Source organism: Orrella marina (genome assembly GCF_003058465.1).
In the GTDB taxonomy this organism is placed as follows: domain Bacteria; phylum Pseudomonadota; class Gammaproteobacteria; order Burkholderiales; family Burkholderiaceae_B; genus Algicoccus; species Algicoccus marinus.
This window is the reverse complement of the sequence record NZ_CP028901.1, coordinates 2,247,803-2,265,154: the sequence shown is the minus strand read 5'-3', so window position 1 is coordinate 2,265,154 and position 17,352 is coordinate 2,247,803. Positions and strand designations below refer to the sequence as shown.

16 protein-coding genes are annotated in these 17,352 nt (G+C 54.3%); 10 read left to right on the top strand and 6 right to left on the bottom strand.

The features are described 5' to 3' along the window. Positions 1–146 precede the first annotated feature (146 nt). The 5 genes from DBV39_RS10295 (at position 147) to cysM (ending at position 5,685) form a co-directional block, all read left to right on the top strand. On the top strand, positions 147–476 hold the full coding sequence (locus tag DBV39_RS10295) for a LapA family protein (protein WP_108621458.1): 330 nt from the start codon (positions 147–149) through the stop codon (positions 474–476). A gap of 13 nt (positions 477–489) precedes the next feature. Then, complete coding sequence (gene lapB / locus DBV39_RS10290) at positions 490–1,719, top strand: lipopolysaccharide assembly protein LapB (RefSeq protein WP_108621457.1); 1,230 nt, start codon at positions 490–492, stop codon at positions 1,717–1,719. Positions 1,720–1,989: 270 nt separating this feature from the next. Further along, positions 1,990–2,919, top strand: a complete 930-nt coding sequence (gene rfaE1, locus DBV39_RS10285) for a D-glycero-beta-D-manno-heptose-7-phosphate kinase (RefSeq protein WP_108623213.1) — start codon at positions 1,990–1,992, stop codon at positions 2,917–2,919. Then, a complete protein-coding gene (rfaD, locus tag DBV39_RS10280; RefSeq protein WP_108621456.1) occupies positions 2,916–3,929 on the top strand; it encodes an ADP-glyceromanno-heptose 6-epimerase in 1,014 nt (337 codons plus the stop codon). The genes rfaE1 and rfaD overlap by 4 nt, the downstream gene beginning before the upstream one ends. Positions 3,930–4,761: 832 nt before the next feature. Beyond that, positions 4,762–5,685: a cysteine synthase CysM gene (cysM, locus tag DBV39_RS10270; protein ID WP_108621454.1), complete on the top strand. Its 924-nt coding sequence runs from the start codon at positions 4,762–4,764 to the stop codon at positions 5,683–5,685. Positions 5,686–5,763: 78 nt separating this feature from the next. On the opposite strand, the gene DBV39_RS20300 is transcribed toward cysM, so the two are convergent. After that, positions 5,764–5,871: a lytic murein transglycosylase gene (locus DBV39_RS20300; RefSeq protein WP_265415992.1), complete on the bottom strand. Its 108-nt coding sequence runs from the start codon at positions 5,869–5,871 to the stop codon at positions 5,764–5,766. Positions 5,872–5,900: 29 nt separating this feature from the next. Next, positions 5,901–6,920: a lytic murein transglycosylase gene (locus tag DBV39_RS10265; protein ID WP_265415991.1), complete on the bottom strand. Its 1,020-nt coding sequence runs from the start codon at positions 6,918–6,920 to the stop codon at positions 5,901–5,903. 9 nt (positions 6,921–6,929) lie between these two features. Between DBV39_RS10265 and DBV39_RS10260 the strand changes: the two genes are divergently transcribed. The 4 genes from DBV39_RS10260 to cysQ all read left to right on the top strand — a co-directional run bounded on the left by DBV39_RS10260 (position 6,930) and on the right by cysQ (position 10,802). Next, positions 6,930–7,856 carry a histone deacetylase family protein gene (locus DBV39_RS10260; RefSeq protein ID WP_108621453.1) on the top strand — a complete coding sequence of 309 codons (927 nt, stop codon included), beginning with the start codon at positions 6,930–6,932 and terminating at the stop codon, positions 7,854–7,856. 199 nt (positions 7,857–8,055) lie between these two features. Next, complete coding sequence (locus DBV39_RS10255; protein WP_108621452.1) at positions 8,056–8,805, top strand: electron transfer flavoprotein subunit beta/FixA family protein; 750 nt, start codon at positions 8,056–8,058, stop codon at positions 8,803–8,805. A 2-nt stretch (positions 8,806–8,807) separates the two neighbouring features. Then, positions 8,808–9,737: an electron transfer flavoprotein subunit alpha/FixB family protein gene (locus DBV39_RS10250; RefSeq protein WP_108621451.1), complete on the top strand. Its 930-nt coding sequence runs from the start codon at positions 8,808–8,810 to the stop codon at positions 9,735–9,737. Positions 9,738–9,956: 219 nt separating this feature from the next. Continuing rightward, the gene (cysQ, locus tag DBV39_RS10245; protein WP_193853019.1) at positions 9,957–10,802 is read left to right on the top strand and encodes a 3'(2'),5'-bisphosphate nucleotidase CysQ; all 846 of its coding nucleotides are present in this window, start codon (positions 9,957–9,959) and stop codon (positions 10,800–10,802) included. Here cysQ and hutF read toward each other — a convergent pair. The 4 genes from hutF to DBV39_RS10225 are packed head-to-tail and all read right to left on the bottom strand — an operon-like array spanning position 10,792 to position 13,971. Further along, a complete protein-coding gene (gene hutF, locus DBV39_RS10240) occupies positions 10,792–12,081 on the bottom strand; it encodes a formimidoylglutamate deiminase (RefSeq protein WP_108621450.1) in 1,290 nt (429 codons plus the stop codon). The genes cysQ and hutF overlap by 11 nt on opposite strands. Position 12,082: 1 nt before the next feature. Continuing rightward, a complete protein-coding gene (locus DBV39_RS10235) occupies positions 12,083–12,685 on the bottom strand; it encodes a HutD/Ves family protein (protein WP_108621449.1) in 603 nt (200 codons plus the stop codon). Between the two features lie 4 nt (positions 12,686–12,689). Next, on the bottom strand, positions 12,690–13,355 hold the full coding sequence (locus tag DBV39_RS10230) for a lipocalin family protein (RefSeq protein ID WP_227870584.1): 666 nt from the start codon (positions 13,353–13,355) through the stop codon (positions 12,690–12,692). Next, positions 13,327–13,971: an NAD(P)H-hydrate epimerase gene (locus DBV39_RS10225; RefSeq protein ID WP_108621447.1), complete on the bottom strand. Its 645-nt coding sequence runs from the start codon at positions 13,969–13,971 to the stop codon at positions 13,327–13,329. Before DBV39_RS10225 ends, DBV39_RS10230 begins: the two co-directional genes overlap by 29 nt. Positions 13,972–14,446: 475 nt before the next feature. Here DBV39_RS10225 and ppc point away from each other — a divergent pair, with 475 nt between their 5' ends. After that, positions 14,447–17,287, top strand: a complete 2,841-nt coding sequence (gene ppc, locus DBV39_RS10220; RefSeq protein ID WP_108621446.1) for a phosphoenolpyruvate carboxylase — start codon at positions 14,447–14,449, stop codon at positions 17,285–17,287. The last annotated feature ends 65 nt before the right edge of the window (positions 17,288–17,352 follow it).

Sequence of the window (17,352 nt, the reverse complement as noted above, 5' to 3'; positions counted from 1 at the left end):
CCCCTATGCCGATTTGGTGACCTGTCAGACCCAAAGTGAGGGGAGTATGGCTTTCTTGAGCCGGATGCTTGCCAACACGGTTATACAATGTCCAATTAGCTCCTTCTACGACTGTTTCCGTACCCTGACACCCTGGAGTGATCGTCATGAGATATGTGGTCTGGACCATTCGCCTCGTTATTTTTATAGCGGTTCTCTTTTTTGCATTCAAGAACATCACGCCGGTGGACGTAATTTTCTATGACGGATACCGTCTGGCAGATGTCCCACTGATTGTGGTCATCCTGCTGGCATTTGTAGCGGGAACTGCTTTTGGCGCAGTATTGATGTTGCCCGGAAGATGGAAACGCTGGCGTGAATCTGGCCGCTTGCGCAAGGATCTTGCGCGCGCGAGTACCAAGCCTGGCAACCCGACAGGGGAATCGTCAGCGAGCGTAGTCTCACCGACATCACCATCAGGCACAACGCCTCTTTGAATAGCGATAGAAAATGGACTTTGAATCCTGGTGGCTTATTTTCATGCCGCTGTTATTCGGATTGGGCTGGCTTGCAGCCCGGTTCGACTTGCGTCATATGCTCAATGAAAGCAGAAACCTGCCTGATTCATATTTCAGAGGATTGAACTTTCTTTTAAACGAGCAACCGGACAGGGCAATTGACGCTTTCGTCGAGGTTGCGAAGCTTGACCCTGAGACGACTGAGTTGCACTTTGCGCTTGGTAGCTTGTTCCGCAGACGCGGTGAGATGGAACGGGCGATTCGAGTTCATCAAAGTCTGTTGTCTCGCTCTGATCTGCCTGCTCGTGACCGTGAACACGCCCTTCACGAGATTGCACAGGACTTTCTGAAAGCTGGCATGCTTGACAGGGCAGAAATGGCGTACAAGGAGTTACAGGACACAGCCTTTAACGAACAGGCAGTCAGGGCGCTCGTGCGTATCTATGAGTCCGAGCATGACTGGCCCCGGGCGATCGAGGCGGTCAGTAAACTTGGAAGACTGACGGGCGAACCGATTGCCCAGAGTGTTCACTATCACTGCGAAATGGCCGAGATTGCTTTAAGCAGTAATCCACCTGGTCTGGACGATGCGATGGGAGCTATCCGTCTGGCCGAGCAGGCTGTAAAGTCCGAACAGACGCCGACCAGTGCATCGAAAGCCCGGATACTCATGATTCTGGCAGAGATCGCCGGAAGAAACGGTGACACGAAAGCGCAACGCAAATCTTTGCTCGAAATCCTCAGTGATGCCCCCGAGTATGCCAGTCTGGTGGCGGAAAGCCTTGAAGCCAGTTTTCAGCGGACCGGTGAGTGTGAGCTACTGCTGAACCGGTTGCTTGAACACTATCGCAAATTTCCATCTCTGGACCTTGCCAGCGTCGTGTTCAGAATGTTGCATCATCTGCACGGAAGCCAGGCCGCCTGGGAGTTCATGCGTTCGGCGCTGACAAGTCATCCAAGTTTGCTGGCACTGGATCGCGCCCTCGGGGTCGAAGCAAAGCAGGACGGTGCTGTGGCTGTCAGCAAGGGTGAGGATTTTTCTCTTGAACCCGCGCTCGTACATCAGCTTGTCAATCGACACACCAAAAGACTGGACAGATACGCATGCCGTGTGTGCGGTTTTCAGGCACGCCAGTATTATTGGCAGTGTCCGGGATGTCATGGCTGGGAAACATACCCTCCTCGACGGCTTGAAGAGTTGTCTTCACTCACTTCACCTTAAGAAAGGAACATGCTGCAGAGCGAATCAGTTTCTTCCTCTGCCGATTGGTTTCGTGGTCGGTGGCTTTGCTGTTGGACAACTGTGAATATTTTGTCTGAGGGTGGAGCCCGGAGACTCAACTCCTGGCTTTCTCGATCCAGACAGCTACGGGAAAGTTTCCGCAACAAGAAGATAGCAATATTGAATGGAGATGCGGGATCAAGAGGGCACGTGATTCGTGCTGCGCTATCCCTGCCCCGGCATCAAGGCCGGGGTTTCCCGCGCAAGATGATGAACAAGTTTCCGCGTGAACAGATCCGTGAAGCACGCATTCTGGTCGTGGGTGACATCATGCTGGACCGATATTGGTTCGGAGAAGTTGAACGGATCTCACCCGAGGCACCTGTTCCGGTTGTGCATGTCGCACGTAGAGAGGACCGCCTGGGAGGCGCAGCAAACGTAGCAAGAAACGCGCGCGCACTGGGTGCTCAAGTCACGCTGATCGGAATTGTTGGTCGTGATGAGGCTGGTGAAAAAGTTCAGAAGCTGTTGGACGAGGATGGAGTCACTCATGCGCTGGTCGAGGACGACTCGTTTCCAACCATCGTCAAGATGCGGGTCATCGCCCGTCAGCAGCAGATGGTCCGGGTGGATTTTGAGCAGGCACCAACATCAGATTGTGTTGCCAGATTGAATCAGATTGCGAGGGCCCAACTTGACAGTGCAGATGTTCTGATTCTGTCTGACTATGCAAAAGGCGCCCTTGGTCGAGTGCAGGAACTTATCGTTGCAGCTCAGGAGGCCGGTGTGCTCGTGCTTGTCGATCCCAAAGGATCGGATTACACACGTTATCGTGGTGCTGGCCTTGTCACACCAAATCGACTCGAGATGCAGCAGGCGGTCGGTTCCTGGACTGATGAGGATGAGCTTGAGAGAAAGGCGCAGGCGCTCAGAAAATTGCTCTCGCTTGAAGCTTTGCTCGTCACACGCTCCGAACAAGGCATGACGCTCTTTACAGAGGATAGTAGAGATCATGTCGACGCGCTGGCGCACGAAGTCTTCGATGTGTCGGGAGCGGGTGACACCGTGCTGGCGACCCTTGCTGTGATGAAGGCGGTAGGCGCATCCTGGGACACAGCCATGCGATGGGCCAACCGCGCAGGAGGCATCGTAGTCGGCAAATTAGGAACATCGACCGTTACAGCGGAGGAAATGGAATGATTATCGTGACTGGGGCAGCGGGGTTTATCGGGTCCAATCTGGTACGGGGACTCAATGCCCGCGGGTACAGAAATATTCTGGCGGTCGACGACCTGACGGACGGAGACAAGTTTGTGAATCTGGTTGGCTGTCAGGTGGCAGATTACCTTCACAAGGACGAGTTTCGACGTCTCGTCACTGAGAATGCACTGAGTAAGGTAGAGGCTGTCTTCCACCAGGGAGCGTGCTCGGATACGACGGAGCGCAACGGTCAATACATGATGGACAACAACTACCGCGTCACCCGCGAGTTGTTCGAATGGGCTCAGTCGCGGCGAGTCCCTTTCATTTATGCATCGTCTGCAGCTGTCTATGGCGCCGGACCGAACTATGTCGAGGCGCTGGCCAATGAGAAGCCACTGAACGTCTATGGATATTCAAAATTCCTGTTTGATCAGGTCGTTCGCGGTCGGTCCGACAGGCTCGCAGCGCAGGCTGTCGGACTACGATACTTTAATGTGTATGGGCCGCACGAGCAGCATAAGGGTCGGATGGCTTCTGTGGCGTTCCACAATATGAACCAGTTTCTGACCTCTGGTAGTGTCAGATTGTTTGCTGGCTGGGATGGATACGATGACGGTGGACAGATGCGGGACTTCATTTCAGTTGATGATGTCGTATCGGTCAATCTGCATTTTCTGGAACACCCGGAAATCAACGGGATCTTCAATTGCGGGACAGGGCGTGCCCAGCCTTTCAATGACGTGGCGTCTTCGGTGGTGAATACCCTGAGAGAGTTGAGGGGGCAGGAAAAGCTATCGCTAGGCGATCTGGTGAACGAGGGCTTGATCCAGTACGTTCCTTTTCCTGACGATCTCAAAGGACGTTACCAGAGCTACACCCAGGCAGACATGAGTGCCTTGAGGGCAAGCGGATACACAGCAGAATTCAAAAGCGTACAGTCAGGTGTTGCGGACTACATTCGGTACCAGGTCAGCAATGGACATCTGATGCTCGATTCTGCAGCATGAATCACAGTGGATAAAGGCGGACAACACGACTGATCGATATGCGCTCGGGGTGGAAGAATTGGCATCTCTTGATTGCGATGACACTCTTCTATGCTCAGCTTACATAATCAGGCCGCCGCTTCATTTTTTAAGGGTAAGGGTGGCATTGGCTATCTGTGGAAACGGCTTTTGTGGCTGTCTCTACGAACAATTGGTTGCGATGGTCTTGTCGGCCAGGCGAACAGAGGATTCGCATCGAGACTTGGCAGAGCAGTGGCCAGCGTGTTGCTTTTAGCGACTGTGCAGGGAACCTCATTGAATGCCTGGTCGAGCGCAAGGTCGAAAGATGATGCGGTCATTCAAACTCAGGCAGGAGCGCATTCGACTGTTCTGATAGCCAGACAGTCACACTCCGCGCCTGCGCGAGAGTCTGCTGCAGGCAGGGGAGCGAGTGCTTGCCGGTATCGCTCCGGAGTTCGCCGTGGGCGAAGACAGGCCAAGAGGCAATTTAGTACTTCCACGGAGTTTGGCTACGGCGAAACGGGAAATCCAGGCCGTCTCGAAGAATGTGGCAAACGACACTCAAAGCGGCGTACGCGTTCGCGCCGATTGACATCAGGCAGGCGCGACCAGGCCAGACCTGACAAGGCAAGGGCGCGAGGTGAGCGCAAGGTTACCCCTGCGTTGATTGACCTTCCGTAAAAAGTGCTAGAGTCGACGGAAGTGTACATTTTGCTGGTGGCAATCAGCGACAGACGTGTCATTGCCACTAGAATTTCGACTACGTGTGCTGGAAGGACAGTTGTGGTGTTTCCGGCGCGAATATTGATGTTAAGAACCTCCCGGATCTCTGATGAACGATTTTTCGCAATACCCAACGATTGAGCAGACTGTCGGCAAGACGCCACTGATCCGCTTGCAACGGCTTCCTGGAGACCTTGGTGAAGCCCGTGGAAATGTCATTCTGGCCAAGATGGAAGGCAACAATCCGGCTGGATCGGTCAAGGACCGTCCGGCACTATCCATGATCGTCGAAGCTGAAAAGCGCGGGGAGATCAAGCCAGGCGATACGCTGATCGAGGCAACCAGTGGCAATACAGGCATTGCACTGGCAATGGTGGCTGCGATGCGTGGCTACAAGATGATACTGATCATGCCTGACAACCTCTCGCTTGAGCGTCGTGCGTCTATGACTGCCTATGGCGCGGAGTTGATATTGACGCCAGCAGAGAAAGGTGGGATGGAGTTTGCCCGTGATCTTGCTGCGCAAATGGAGAAAGAAGGCAAGGGCAAGGTTCTGGATCAGTTCGCTAACCCGGACAATCCATTGGCTCACTTCAAGACGACAGGACCGGAGATCTGGAACCAGACTAGTGGACAGGTCACGCATTTTGTAAGTGCCATGGGAACCACCGGAACCATCATGGGCACGTCTCGTTATCTCAAGTCTCGCAACGCCGATATACAGATTGTGGGCGCGCAACCGGCCGAGGGCTCACAGATACCCGGAATCCGGGCGTGGCCAGAGGCGTACCTCCCGAAGATCTATGATCGATCAAAAGTAGATCAGTTCGAAATCATTGAGCAACTAGAAGCGGAAGACATGACCAGACAGCTCGCCGCGATTGAAGGGATTTGCGCAGGTGTTTCAGCAGCCGGTGCTTTGGTTGCAGCACTGCGCGTCGCTTCACGCGTCAGAAACTCGACTATTGTGTTTATCGTTTGTGATCGCGGCGACCGGTACCTCTCAACAGGGATCTTCAATCAGCAGCTCTGACGCCAGGTTTCTGAACATACAGCCGGTCCGATGTGGCGTCCGACTCCGGGCTCAGGCGTCATGCTGGCTCGGCTATCTCTATTGCGAGATGGCTTGGGCCAGTTCAGCAACCGACGTTGCGTAGAAATAGCTGCGGTTGTAATGCGTCAGCGCAAAAAAGTTGGGTGTGGCAACACGGTATTCCACCTGTCCGGTTCTGGCGGTTGGAAGGTCAATCACCCTAGTGGCAGATGGGCCCAGGACTGAGCACTAGCGCCAGGGTTGAGTCTGGCTCCCTCCTTGAGCAGCTGAGCCCAAGTCGTGTTTGGCGAAAGACCCCCGTCAACTAGATGGCTCGCATCAGTTGGCAGCCTTGCGGGAGCAAACACGGGGGCACCAGGCACCCATCCATGCCGACGTAAAAAATTCGCAACTGACAGAATGGCATCGTCAACGTTGTACTCAAGGTTGACACGTTGTTGCGGATTGGTTGAAACCGCATACTCCTTGATGCTGGTCGGCATGAATTGAGGAATGCCGATTGCCCCGGCAAACGATCCAAGCTGCTTGTTCGCATCGAGTCGGCCGTCGACGTGCAGTTCAATCAGATCCGAAAGCTGATTTCGAAACAGATTCACCCGCTCATCCCGGCGCGGGTGCTCAGGATAGTTGAAAGCCAGTGTTGTGATGGAATCCAGAACCCGAAAGTTACCCATGTGACTGCCGTATAGCGTCTCGACTCCTATGATCGCAGCAATGATGCTGGCCGGTACGCCGTACCTGTTTTCTGCGACCTTGAGCTGATCGTGGTACTGCTGCATGAACGCAATACCGCGTTCGATGCGCACAGGTTCCACGAACCGTTTCCTGTAAGTAGGCCAGTCCCGCACAATCCGTCCGCCTCCTGCAGCACGAGGTGTCATGAGGCGAACCGTTGTTGGCTGAAACTGGGCGTTCGCGAGTAGGTCAGCAACAGACTGCGCAGGCAGATCACGCTCCGAGATCAGTTTTCTGTAGAAAGCTTGCACATCCGAGCGAGCCATGAATCCGGACAGGGGTTGTGAAAGTACCTCGTCAGCGGATGGTCCGTCCAAAGTGGGTCGGCCTGTTGAGTGCTTCGTATCGGTCAGGGAAACTTCGGCAGGGGCTGCTGCATAGTCCGCGTTGGGTGTAGACTCCTGAGAAACGGAGGTTGCACATCCAGCTGACAGGAGTATTGCAGGAACCAGTTGCAATATTCTTAGAGTGGGCGACATAATCATTCCATGCTGACACTCTACATTACACACTCAACGTGCAAGATGCACGAAATGGGCCCGGGACACCCCGAATGTCCGGAGCGTCTTGACGCCATTTCTGACCAGATGCTGGCCAGTGGTCTCATCAATTACGTCCAGGAGATGGAGGTTCCGGCTCCGGTTGATGACGAGACCCTGATTCGGGTGCATGCTCGAGATTATATTGATCGGCTGCAACGCATGGTTCCCCAGCAAGGTCTGGCTGAAGTGGATCCCGATACGATGCTCAATCCTTATTCTCTCACAGCTGCCAGACATGCAGCGGCCAGTGGTGTACTGGCCGTTGAAGAGATCCTGGGTGGACGGGCCTCGACGGCCTTTTGTGCTGTGCGCCCGCCCGGACATCATGCTGAGCGCGCAAAAAGCATGGGATTCTGTTTCTTCAATAACGTTGCCGTGGCGGCGGCGCACGCACTGGACCGCCATGGTCTCGAGCGCGTTGCCATCATCGACTTCGACGTGCATCACGGCAACGGGACGGAGAATATCTTTGGCGGGGATTCGAGGGTTCTGATGTGCAGCTTCTTTCAGCATCCGCTATACCCGAACTCAGGTGTGGAGAATGTTGCTGACAACATGGTCAATATTCCAGTGCCTGCCTATTCCAGAGGTGATGTAATCAGAAAGCTGGTCGAGGAGCACTGGCTGCCCAGGCTGGATGCATTCATGCCACAGATGATTTTTATATCAGCAGGGTTTGATGCGCATCGGGAGGACGATCTGGCCCAGCTAGGCTTGGTTGAGGATGACTATGCATGGCTCACCAACCGGTTGCTCAAGGTGGCTCAGACTCATAGCGCAGGTCGGATTGTGAGTATGCTTGAAGGAGGATATAACCTCTCTGCTTTAGGGCGCAGCGTGGTTGCTCATGTCAAGGCTCTCGCAAAGTTGTAAAATCTCCGGACAATTAGACAGAAAATCAACGTTCCAGCTATCTGGCCGGTCAAAATGATCGCAGGTGATAATTACGGTATAGCAGTTATTTTTTGCCCGCATGCTGGTCCGTTTTCGGGGAATTCACATTGTCGGACGTGCTTGGCACGGATTTGTGCTGTCTCTCAGTTTCTGTTGATAAATCTCTGGAGAACCATAGATGAAGGTGTTGGTGCCGGTAAAGCGCGTTGTGGACTACAACGTCAAAGTGCGAGTTAAGTCGGATCAGTCAGGCGTGGATATCGCTAGCGTCAAGATGTCCATGAACCCGTTTGACGAGATCGCTGTTGAAGAGGCCACCCGCCTGAAAGAAAAGGGTGTCGTAAGCGAGATCGTTGCTGTGTCCTGCGGTGTCGCCCAGTGCCAGGAAACCCTGCGCACTGCAATGGCGATTGGTGCGGATCGTGGAATTCTGGTTCAGACTGATGCTGAATTGCAGCCCCTGGCCGTCGCCAAGCTGCTCAAGGAACTCGCAGCGAAAGAAGAGCCTTCCCTGATTATTCTGGGCAAGCAGGCGATTGATGATGATGCAAACCAGACCGGGCAGATGCTCGCAGCCATGCTCGACTGGCCGCAGGCAACGTTTGCCAGCAAGGTTGAAGTTGCAGACGGCAAGGCTGTCGTGACGCGTGAGGTTGACGGTGGCCTGGAGACCATCGAGCTGACGCTTCCGGCGATCGTGACGACCGATCTTCGTCTGAACGAGCCTCGTTATGTCACGCTTCCCAACATCATGAAGGCAAAGAAGAAGCCGCTCGAGACGGTTTCCCCTGCAGATCTGGGCGTTGATGTCGAGCCCCGTCTGAAGACCCTCAAGGTGGTCGAGCCTGCTGGCCGTTCGGCTGGTGTTGTGGTGCCGGATGTTGCCGCACTGGTCGATAAACTCAAGAATGAAGCAAAGGTGGTGTAACTATGTCCGTACTTGTTATTGCTGAACACGACAATGCCCAGCTCAAGGGCGTGACCTTGAACCTGGTGGCTGCCGCAGTCAAGATCGACTCGGACGTCCACGTTCTGGTTGCAGGTTCCGGAGCGCAGGCTGTTGCCGATGCAGCGGCCAAGATCGCTGGCGTGCAGAAGGTCTTGCTTGCAGACGGAGACTCGCTCAAAGATGGTCTGGCAGAGAACCTGGCAGTTCAGGTTCTGGCAGTTGCCTCTGCGTACTCCCATATCCTGTTTCCCTCAACGGCTTCCGGAAAGAATGTTTCGCCACGAGTTGCTGCCAAACTCGACGTTGCACAGATCTCTGATATCACTGCAGTTGAGTCGGCTGACACGTTCCAGCGTCCCATCTATGCTGGTAACGCGATTGCCACCGTGCAGTCGTCCGATGCGACCAAAATCATCACTGTGCGTTCAACATCATTCGACGCGGTTGCAGCTGAAGGCGGAAGCGCTCAGGTGGAGTCTGTCGAAGTAGTAGCAGACAGCGGCAAATCGAAGTTTGTCGGTCGTGAGGTTGCCAAGAGCGATCGTCCCGAACTAGCAGGTGCCAGTGTTGTGGTGTCTGGTGGTCGCGGAATGGGTAGTGCCGAGAATTTCAAGATTCTCGATCCGCTGGCAGACAAGCTTGGTGCTGCTTTGGGCGCATCACGCGCTGCGGTTGATGCCGGCTATGCACCGAATGACTGGCAGGTTGGTCAGACTGGCAAGATCGTTGCCCCTCAGTTGTACGTCGCAGTGGGCATCTCGGGTGCGATCCAGCATTTGGCGGGTATGAAAGATTCCAAAGTGATCGTTGCGATCAACAAGGATGCCGAAGCACCTATCTTTGGTGTAGCTGACTATGGCTTGGTTGCTGATTTGTTTGAAGCTGTTCCCGAGTTTGCAAATAGCCTGTAATTACATGCATCAGTGATTTTCAGGTCACTGAAGTATCTTTTTGCTAATGAGCTACCCGACTTATGTCGGGTAGCTCATTTTTTTAGTCTCTGCTGCGCCATGATCTCCTGCTCAGTTCATCTTGTTTCATTGCAGATCAGGTATCTTTTAAAGAAAGATGAGTCGTAGACTGTGCGAGGATCTGTTCAATGGGTGGCGGGTTCGCATCAGGAGGCAGAAATGAGGATGTCATGGGTTTACGATGTGATTCAGCTTGCCAGGCGAGCCGGAGAGGAGACGCTTGTCTTTCATCCCAAACATAACGTTGCGAACAAAGCCCCAACCCCGATGGATGTACGCAGCAAGTCTGACAACAGTCCGGTCACGCTTGCGGATTTGGCTGCTAATCGAATGATTGTTCAGGGCTTGAGGGCGATGACGCCAGACATCCCGGTGGTCTCGGAGGAATTGCCTGAGTCTGAGGCTCTCCGATGCAGTGCAATACAGTTCTGGCTCGTCGATCCTCTTGATGGAACCCGGGAGTTTGTATCGGGTGGAGATGACTTTACGGTCAATATCGCCCTGATTGACCATGGGGTGCCGGTCTGGGGTGTTGTTTATGCGCCTGTGATTGACTTGATGTATTGGGGAGGCATCCAGACAGGAAGCTTTCGACAGAAAGGTGGTAAAACAATCTCTTTGCGTGTACGTTCGCTCGCAAAGAGACATTCTGCCGGACAGGTTTTGAGAGTAGTTGCCAGTAAAAGTCATCTGAACAGTGCGACCCGGATATTTCTCGAGAAGCTGGGTGACGGCGTGGAGCTGCTGCAGGCTGGCAGCTCACTCAAATTCTGTTTGATTGCCCAGGCTGATGCCGATCTGTACCCTCGCCTGGGGGATACGTGCGAGTGGGACACCGCCGCTGCCCAGGCAGTACTCGAGGGTGCTGGAGGCGTGGTGTGCGACCTTGCAGGAAATCGTCTGGTGTACGGTAAACCCGTGGTGCTGAATCCACATTTCATTGCAGCGGCATCCCACCCGCAGCACTGGCTGTCAGGGTGGGATGCATTGAGAATCAACCTCTGACTAGACTTCCTGCCGGTGTCGAGAACACCCATGCATCTAGCAGGCGTTCTGGCGGAACCCGCCAGAAACTATCATGACTCAGATCCAGTTCAAACCAGTCCGCACGCTGTCCTTTTGCGAACCCTTTGAGCGGCAGCCCACTCGCTGCGGCGCCGCCTTGCAAAGCTTTCTCAAACAATACCTGTGCAGTTGAAGGCTCAGGGTTGCTACTTGACGCAACGACGTTTGACGCGATGTTGCGTTGCCTGCGTGTCAGGCGCTGACTGTATTCGAGTAGCCTTAATTCCTCGCTAACATCCCGATTGACGTGGCTGTCAGTGCCTATGCTCCAGGTTAGATTCGATGCGAGTGCAGTTGGCAGGTCAAACACACCATCACCTAGATTGGCCTCGGTAGTCGGGCAGATCACGACACTCGCACTACAGCGAGCAAGCCCTTGAAGTTCGGCTTGTGTTGTGTGGGTTGCGTGAACAAGGTGCCAGTTCTCGTTGAGATCGACGTTGTCCAGCAGCCATTCAATGGGTCGGGCGCCGAGATGTGCCACACAGTCGTCTACCTCCCTGGTCTGTTCGGCCACATGAATGTGTAGTGGTGAACGGCCCAGACCTTCGGCCAGTTCCCGGACTGACGCAGGGTCAACCGCGCGTAGCGAATGGATCGCTGCACCGGCACGAATCTGGTGCTCAAGATCATGTTCTTTCGCGTAGCGCGAAATCCGGTCATGAAGATCGAGAATGAACTCGGGTGTCCCGGCAAAGCGTCGCTGGTCGCTTTGCAGTCCTGGCTGACCAAATCCTCTGTGCATATAGAGCGTGGGAAGCAACGTCAGCCCGATACCTGTCTCACGCGCTGCATCCACTAACGCCCAGCACATCTGCGCAGGATCTGCATAGGCCACACCATCAGGATCACGATGAACATAGTGAAACTCACATACGTGTGAGTACCCACCTCGCAACAGTTCACGGTACAGCTGAATGGCAATCTCACGCAGGTCATCCGGAGATATTGTCAGGGCGATCTGGTACATAGTCTGACGCCAGCGCCAGAAATTGTCGCCATTCTTACTCCCGCGTTCAGTCAGGCAGGCCATTGCCCGTTGAAATGCGTGGCTGTGCGCATCAGTTATTCCGGGGATGAGTACTGATTTTCTTTGAGCATCAACTGGTGCAGTGACATTCGCCTTGACCGAATCCCAAAGTCCATTTGAATTTGCTTCGAGTAGTACATCCTGAGCCCAGGTGCCATTCACCCAAGCCTGTCTGGCAAAAAGCTTCATCTTAAATCCTTTGCAGTAACACCAGAATGGCTGACTCTGATGTAAGACTGGTTTGCTCAATGCGTGTGGCGATAGCACGGTCAGACCAGATCCACTGGTCGGCGGCGATCTGGTCGATATTATTGTTGTACATGATCTTGCTCGAGCTGACCGAGAACATCCCGATGAGTGTGCAACGGTTCAGTTCATCTGTCGACAGACAGAGAAGCTCGCTCAATGGTTTGAAATCCTGGCTGGAAATCCGGTAGACACGAGTTCGATATGCCGCACCTCTTGTCATCGTGTTCAAGGCAAGCGCAGGGCCTTCGATCAGTTTGCATGTGCAACTGACACCGCCATCGAAAGAGAAAGGCTCGGACTTGGCGTCCAGTGTCACCGAGCTCTGGTCTATCGTGAGTGCTAGCTTGCCTTTCAGGATGGTGTGCCAGCGTTCTGTACCAGGTAAGACTGAATACGGTGCATTCTGGGCAATGTGCGCGATCGAAACACGTATCACCCAGTCATCACGTTGTGGCCAGGTCATCACTTCTTGCGTGAGTCCGAATCCGTTTGCCCAGGGCAGTGCGGGGCAATCTTCGAGCGTGGTTTTAATCCAGTAATTCATTCTTCTACTGCTCCACCCATATAATCTGGTCAACAGGAATGCCCATCTTGCGTGCCTGGGTCAGCAGCTCTGTCTTGACCAGAGGGTCAATCGATTTGTCTCGTGAGAGAATCCAGAAGTACTTCAGGTCAGGCCCAACAACCATGGCCCATTGATAGTTCTCCTGATCCAGTGCAGTGATGAAGTATCCGCCGTAGAACGGTCCGAAGAAGCTGACTTTTAGTGCGCCTGTGTTCGTCCCTTCGAGGAACTTGGCGCGTCCGACCGCTTCGTCCCATTCCTGAGTCCGAGTGTCAAAACCCCGGTTCACGACCCGTATGCTGCCCTCCTCACCGCTCAGTGAATAGATCGCGCTGACTTTGATCATGTCGCGCTCGAAAGAATGATCCAGGCGAGCGATTTCGTACCACTGTCCGAGATAGCGATTGATGTCAAACGGACTAACCACATCGATATTCTGTGGGACAGTGACCGTACATCCGGAAATAGCCACTACAGCAAGTGCGGTCACTGCTCGGGTGATCCATTTGCTCGTCCAACCCGCTCCAGTGCGTCTGAAAGATTGCCAGACAGACATGGCGCCCGAGCGAACTGCTGCAACTTGATATTCGTGACCGGACGACTCACCATGGCAGGGGCGGCTACGCTTGAAGACCCAATGTACATACATCCCATTCACCTGTAAATTCACGTGACGCCGAATCATACAGCGCGTAACTAGGCGCGATGAACGCGACCGTCCATCGGGCGCGCACTGGACGTCCGAGGCATTGGCCCGTGTCAGCCATCATCCCTGAAGGAATATCAAGAGACAGTACAGGGATGCCGGATTCGTTGATGTCATCGATCATCGTCTGCCATGGTTGGCCTAACTGTTTGTTCAGGCCGATTCCGAATAAGCCGTCAATCACCAAGTCGGGCCTTTTGGGGGCGTTGTCACCATCCATTCGCGGTAAGGTTGTCTGTGTTGACTGACCTATGCGACTCCATTGCTTCAGTGCATTCCGTGCATCATTTGCTTGAGCCGCAGGTTCGGCTGGCATGATGGCTGTAACAGTCAAGCCTGCATTGAGCAGGTGTGCGCCAGCGGTGAGTGCGTCGCCGCCGTTGTTGCCAGGACCGACGAGCAGCCATACGTCATGACATGGCTGGCAGTACCGGAGCGCAAGCCCGGCTGCACACTGTCCCGCCCGGCTCATCAGCGGTAATCCTTGATCAAGACCTTGTTTCTCTAGTGCACGTATCTCGGACAGAGAAAGCGGGTGGGGACGTCGTGCAGGATCCATGCTCGGGTGCTCGGGTGATGTGGCCGTTACCGCAACCGGTGTGACGAATAGATGTCCTTTTAAAGGACTCTCCCTTTGTGCGGCACTTGGAGTGAGGAGTATTTTTCTTGTTGCTAATGCAATCAGAATACTCCTCATTTCAAGGCAATGGAATCGTGGTCTGGTGTTCGAATCGGCTGAGATTCTTGCTTTGATGTTGCGGGCCAGGTCTACGGCAACCGAGTGTGTCTGCAGCTGGGTATCTCCAAAAGCTCTGGTTTGGCAATCACAGACTCGCTGTGGGTGCGCAGCGGTACTATCAAACCATCCGCCTTATTGAACGTATGGGTGTGATTGTCTGACTGCCATCTGATCACAAGGTTTTCAGTTGCCTGTGTCAAGGAGCTTCGAAAGTTTCATGGTGCACGGTTAACCAGGTGCATTTATGATGGAGATGCGGTTGGCAGTTTCATACATAACAGCAGGAGATTGATGCATGACGCAAGAGAAGATCCGGCCAGAAGACCTTCCTCTCATGGAAGATATCCGGTTGCTTGGGCGACTGCTCGGCGATGTGATTCGAGAGCAGACAGGCAAGACAGCGTTTGAGCTTGTCGAGCGTGTTCGTCAGTTGTCAGTGGCGTTTCGGCGTCACGAAGATCCACGCATTGATCAAAAGCTGAAACGCATGTTGAGAGGGCTCAGTGACGATCAGGCGGTCAGTGTGATTCGCGCCTTCACGTACTTCAGTCACTTGGCCAATCTGGCAGAGGATCGCCATCATGTTCGTCGCCGTATCGTGCACGAACGTGCCGGCCGGGCACGCTCTGGTTCGCTTGCCACGGCATTCAAACGTTTGCAGGAAAATGGAGTCACTCCTCGGAAAGTCGCCAAAATGCTGGCTACCAGTCAGGTTGTGCCGGTTCTGACTGCGCACCCGACCGAGGTGCAGCGCAAGAGCATTCTGGATGCGGAGCGAGCGATTGCACTTTTGCTAGAAGAGCGTGATCGCATACGTGATCGAGGGGCAGATGTGTTGCAGGAGCGTGATCTGCACAACAATGAGATGCGCCTCAAAGCCCGGGTTGTGCAATTATGGCAAACCCGTTTGCTACGCTTCACGAAGTTGACTGTCATAGACGAGATTGAGAATGCGCTGAGCTACTACCAGTCCACATTCTTGACGGAAATCCCGAGACTCTATGCGGATCTCGAAGAGTGGCTTGGCAAGCAACCTGTTCATCCTTTTCTCAAGATGGGACAGTGGATTGGCGGGGACCGTGACGGCAACCCGAACGTCAATGCAGACACTTTGCGTGAGGCGCTGAGGCGTCAGTCGGAGATGGTACTTCGCCATCACCTCACGTCCCTGCATTTGCTCGGTGCCGAGCTGTCCATGTCAGCCCTGCTGGTTCCTGTGGGGCCCGATATGCAGGCTCTTGCAGACCGATCCCCCGATACGGATGCACATCGAGCGGACGAACCATACAGACGAGCGTTGACAGGTATGTATGCGCGTCTGGCTGCCACGCTCAAAGTGCTGGCCCATGCTGATGCTGCGCGACATGCCGTCGCTCCCCAGGATCCGTACCAGCATCCGGGTGAATTGTTGCGAGATCTCAAGACCATGCGCGAGTCACTGATCCAGAATCATGCGCAGGAGCTGGTTAAGGAGCGCCTGGATCGAGTGATCCGGGCGGTTGAGGTGTTTGGGTTTCACCTGGCCAGTGTCGATTTACGACAGAGCTCCGACCAGCATGAGGCGGTCGTCTCAGAGCTGTTGGCAATCGCAGGAGTTCAGAATGATTACTCGGAGTTGAGCGAATCGGAGAAGGTTCGATTGCTGACTCGGCTGCTGAAGGATCCACGCGCGCTGACCGTCCCCGGTGCCCGTTACAGTGACCTCACGAACAAAGAGCTGGGTGTGTTCAGGGCCACGGCTCAGGTCAGACAAGTATACGGTGAGCAGGCTGTTGTTCAGTACATTGTCAGTCACACCGAAACAGCCAGCGATCTGCTGGAAGTCTATTTGCTGCAGAAAGAAACAGGACTTATGAGAGGTCCACTTGGTGGAACGCTTGCTGGCCATGAGGACGAGCCCACCCGGGCTGCACTGATGGTTGTCCCCTTGTTCGAAACGATTGAAGACCTGCAGTTGGCGCCTCAGATCATGCGCGAGTTTTTTGCAGTGCCTGGCATGCTGGCACTGCTCAGACGCAGCCACGTCGTCCAGGAAGTCATGCTTGGCTACTCGGATAGCAACAAGGATGGCGGCATTTTTACCAGTACATGGGAGTTGTACCGTGCCGAGATTGCGCTGGTGGAGGTGTTCAACTCATTGCCCAAGGACAAGGCCGTTTCCATGCGATTGTTCCATGGTCGAGGTGGCACTGTTGGTCGAGGGGGTGGGCCGAGCTACGACGCCATCCTGGCTCAGCCTCCAGGTACTGTACAGGGCAGAATCCGTTTGACTGAGCAGGGCGAAGTGATTGGCTCAAAGTACGCGAACCCGGATATCGGACGACGTAATCTCGAGACACTGGTCGCCGCGACCCTCGAAGCCACTTTGTTGCAGGCGCCTGACATGGTGAATCCTCAGTTTCTGGAGGTGGCACAGCGGCTTTCGGACGACAGTTTTGTGGCCTACCGCTCACTGGTTTACGAAACCCCGGGGTTTGCTCAGTACTTTTTTGAGTCAACGCCTATTCGCGAGATCGCTCAACTTAATATCGGATCACGTCCTGCGGCCCGACCGAAGGCGGGTGGTGCAGCAGCTCAGCGGATTGAGGATTTGCGTGCCATTCCGTGGGGATTTAGCTGGGGGCAGTGTCGTCTGACTTTGCCGGGTTGGTTAGGGTTTGGTGTGGCGGTCGACAAGTTTCTGAATCATCCGCCGAAGGGGGTGTCTCGTGAGCAGGCAGTCAACCTTCTGAAGCGAATGTATGAAGAATGGCCGTTTTTCAAGGCCTTGATCTCGAACATGGATATGGTGATGGCCAAGAGCGATCTGGCGTTGGCCTCGCGCTATGCAAGTCTGGTGGAGAATCGCAAGATCCGTGAGACCGTTTTCAAAGAGATAGAGCGGCAGTGGCACCAAACGCACGAAGCACTGACTCTGATCACCGGAACGCCGGATTTTCTGGCGACCAACCCTGCGCTAGCTCGTTCAATACAACACCGCTTCCCGTATATTGATCCATTGCACCATCTTCAGGTTGAGTTGATCCGACGTTTCCGCAAGGCGGCAGACGATCATGAGGAAGTGGGTGAACGAGGCAAGCGGGGTATCCATATCGCCATCAACGGGATTGCAGCTGGTGTGCGCAACACGGGTTGATGCGGTCGGCATTGACTTGAGGGCCGTTCGTATCTGGAACGGGTAGTCGGTTTGAACAGGGCGGG

Bases quoted from the DNA above. Each gene is read 5' to 3' on its own strand.
- DBV39_RS10225 (WP_108621447.1), bottom strand. From the start codon at position 13,971: ATGGATCCTGCACGACGTCCCCACCCGCTTTCTCTGTCCGAGATACGT.
- rfaE1 (WP_108623213.1), top strand. From the start codon at position 1,990: ATGAACAAGTTTCCGCGTGAACAGATCCGTGAAGCACGCATTCTGGTC.
- rfaD (WP_108621456.1), top strand. From the start codon at position 2,916: ATGATTATCGTGACTGGGGCAGCGGGGTTTATCGGGTCCAATCTGGTA.
- DBV39_RS10230 (WP_227870584.1), bottom strand. From the start codon at position 13,355: ATGTATGTACATTGGGTCTTCAAGCGTAGCCGCCCCTGCCATGGTGAG.
- cysM (WP_108621454.1), top strand. From the start codon at position 4,762: ATGAACGATTTTTCGCAATACCCAACGATTGAGCAGACTGTCGGCAAG.
- lapB (WP_108621457.1), top strand. From the start codon at position 490: ATGGACTTTGAATCCTGGTGGCTTATTTTCATGCCGCTGTTATTCGGA.
- DBV39_RS10295 (WP_108621458.1), top strand. From the start codon at position 147: ATGAGATATGTGGTCTGGACCATTCGCCTCGTTATTTTTATAGCGGTT.
- DBV39_RS10265 (WP_265415991.1), bottom strand. From the start codon at position 6,920: ATGTCGCCCACTCTAAGAATATTGCAACTGGTTCCTGCAATACTCCTG.
- DBV39_RS10260 (WP_108621453.1), top strand. From the start codon at position 6,930: ATGCTGACACTCTACATTACACACTCAACGTGCAAGATGCACGAAATG.
- DBV39_RS10235 (WP_108621449.1), bottom strand. From the start codon at position 12,685: ATGAATTACTGGATTAAAACCACGCTCGAAGATTGCCCCGCACTGCCC.
- ppc (WP_108621446.1), top strand. From the start codon at position 14,447: ATGACGCAAGAGAAGATCCGGCCAGAAGACCTTCCTCTCATGGAAGAT.
- hutF (WP_108621450.1), bottom strand. From the start codon at position 12,081: ATGAAGCTTTTTGCCAGACAGGCTTGGGTGAATGGCACCTGGGCTCAG.
- cysQ (WP_193853019.1), top strand. From the start codon at position 9,957: ATGAGGATGTCATGGGTTTACGATGTGATTCAGCTTGCCAGGCGAGCC.
- DBV39_RS10255 (WP_108621452.1), top strand. From the start codon at position 8,056: ATGAAGGTGTTGGTGCCGGTAAAGCGCGTTGTGGACTACAACGTCAAA.
- DBV39_RS10250 (WP_108621451.1), top strand. From the start codon at position 8,808: ATGTCCGTACTTGTTATTGCTGAACACGACAATGCCCAGCTCAAGGGC.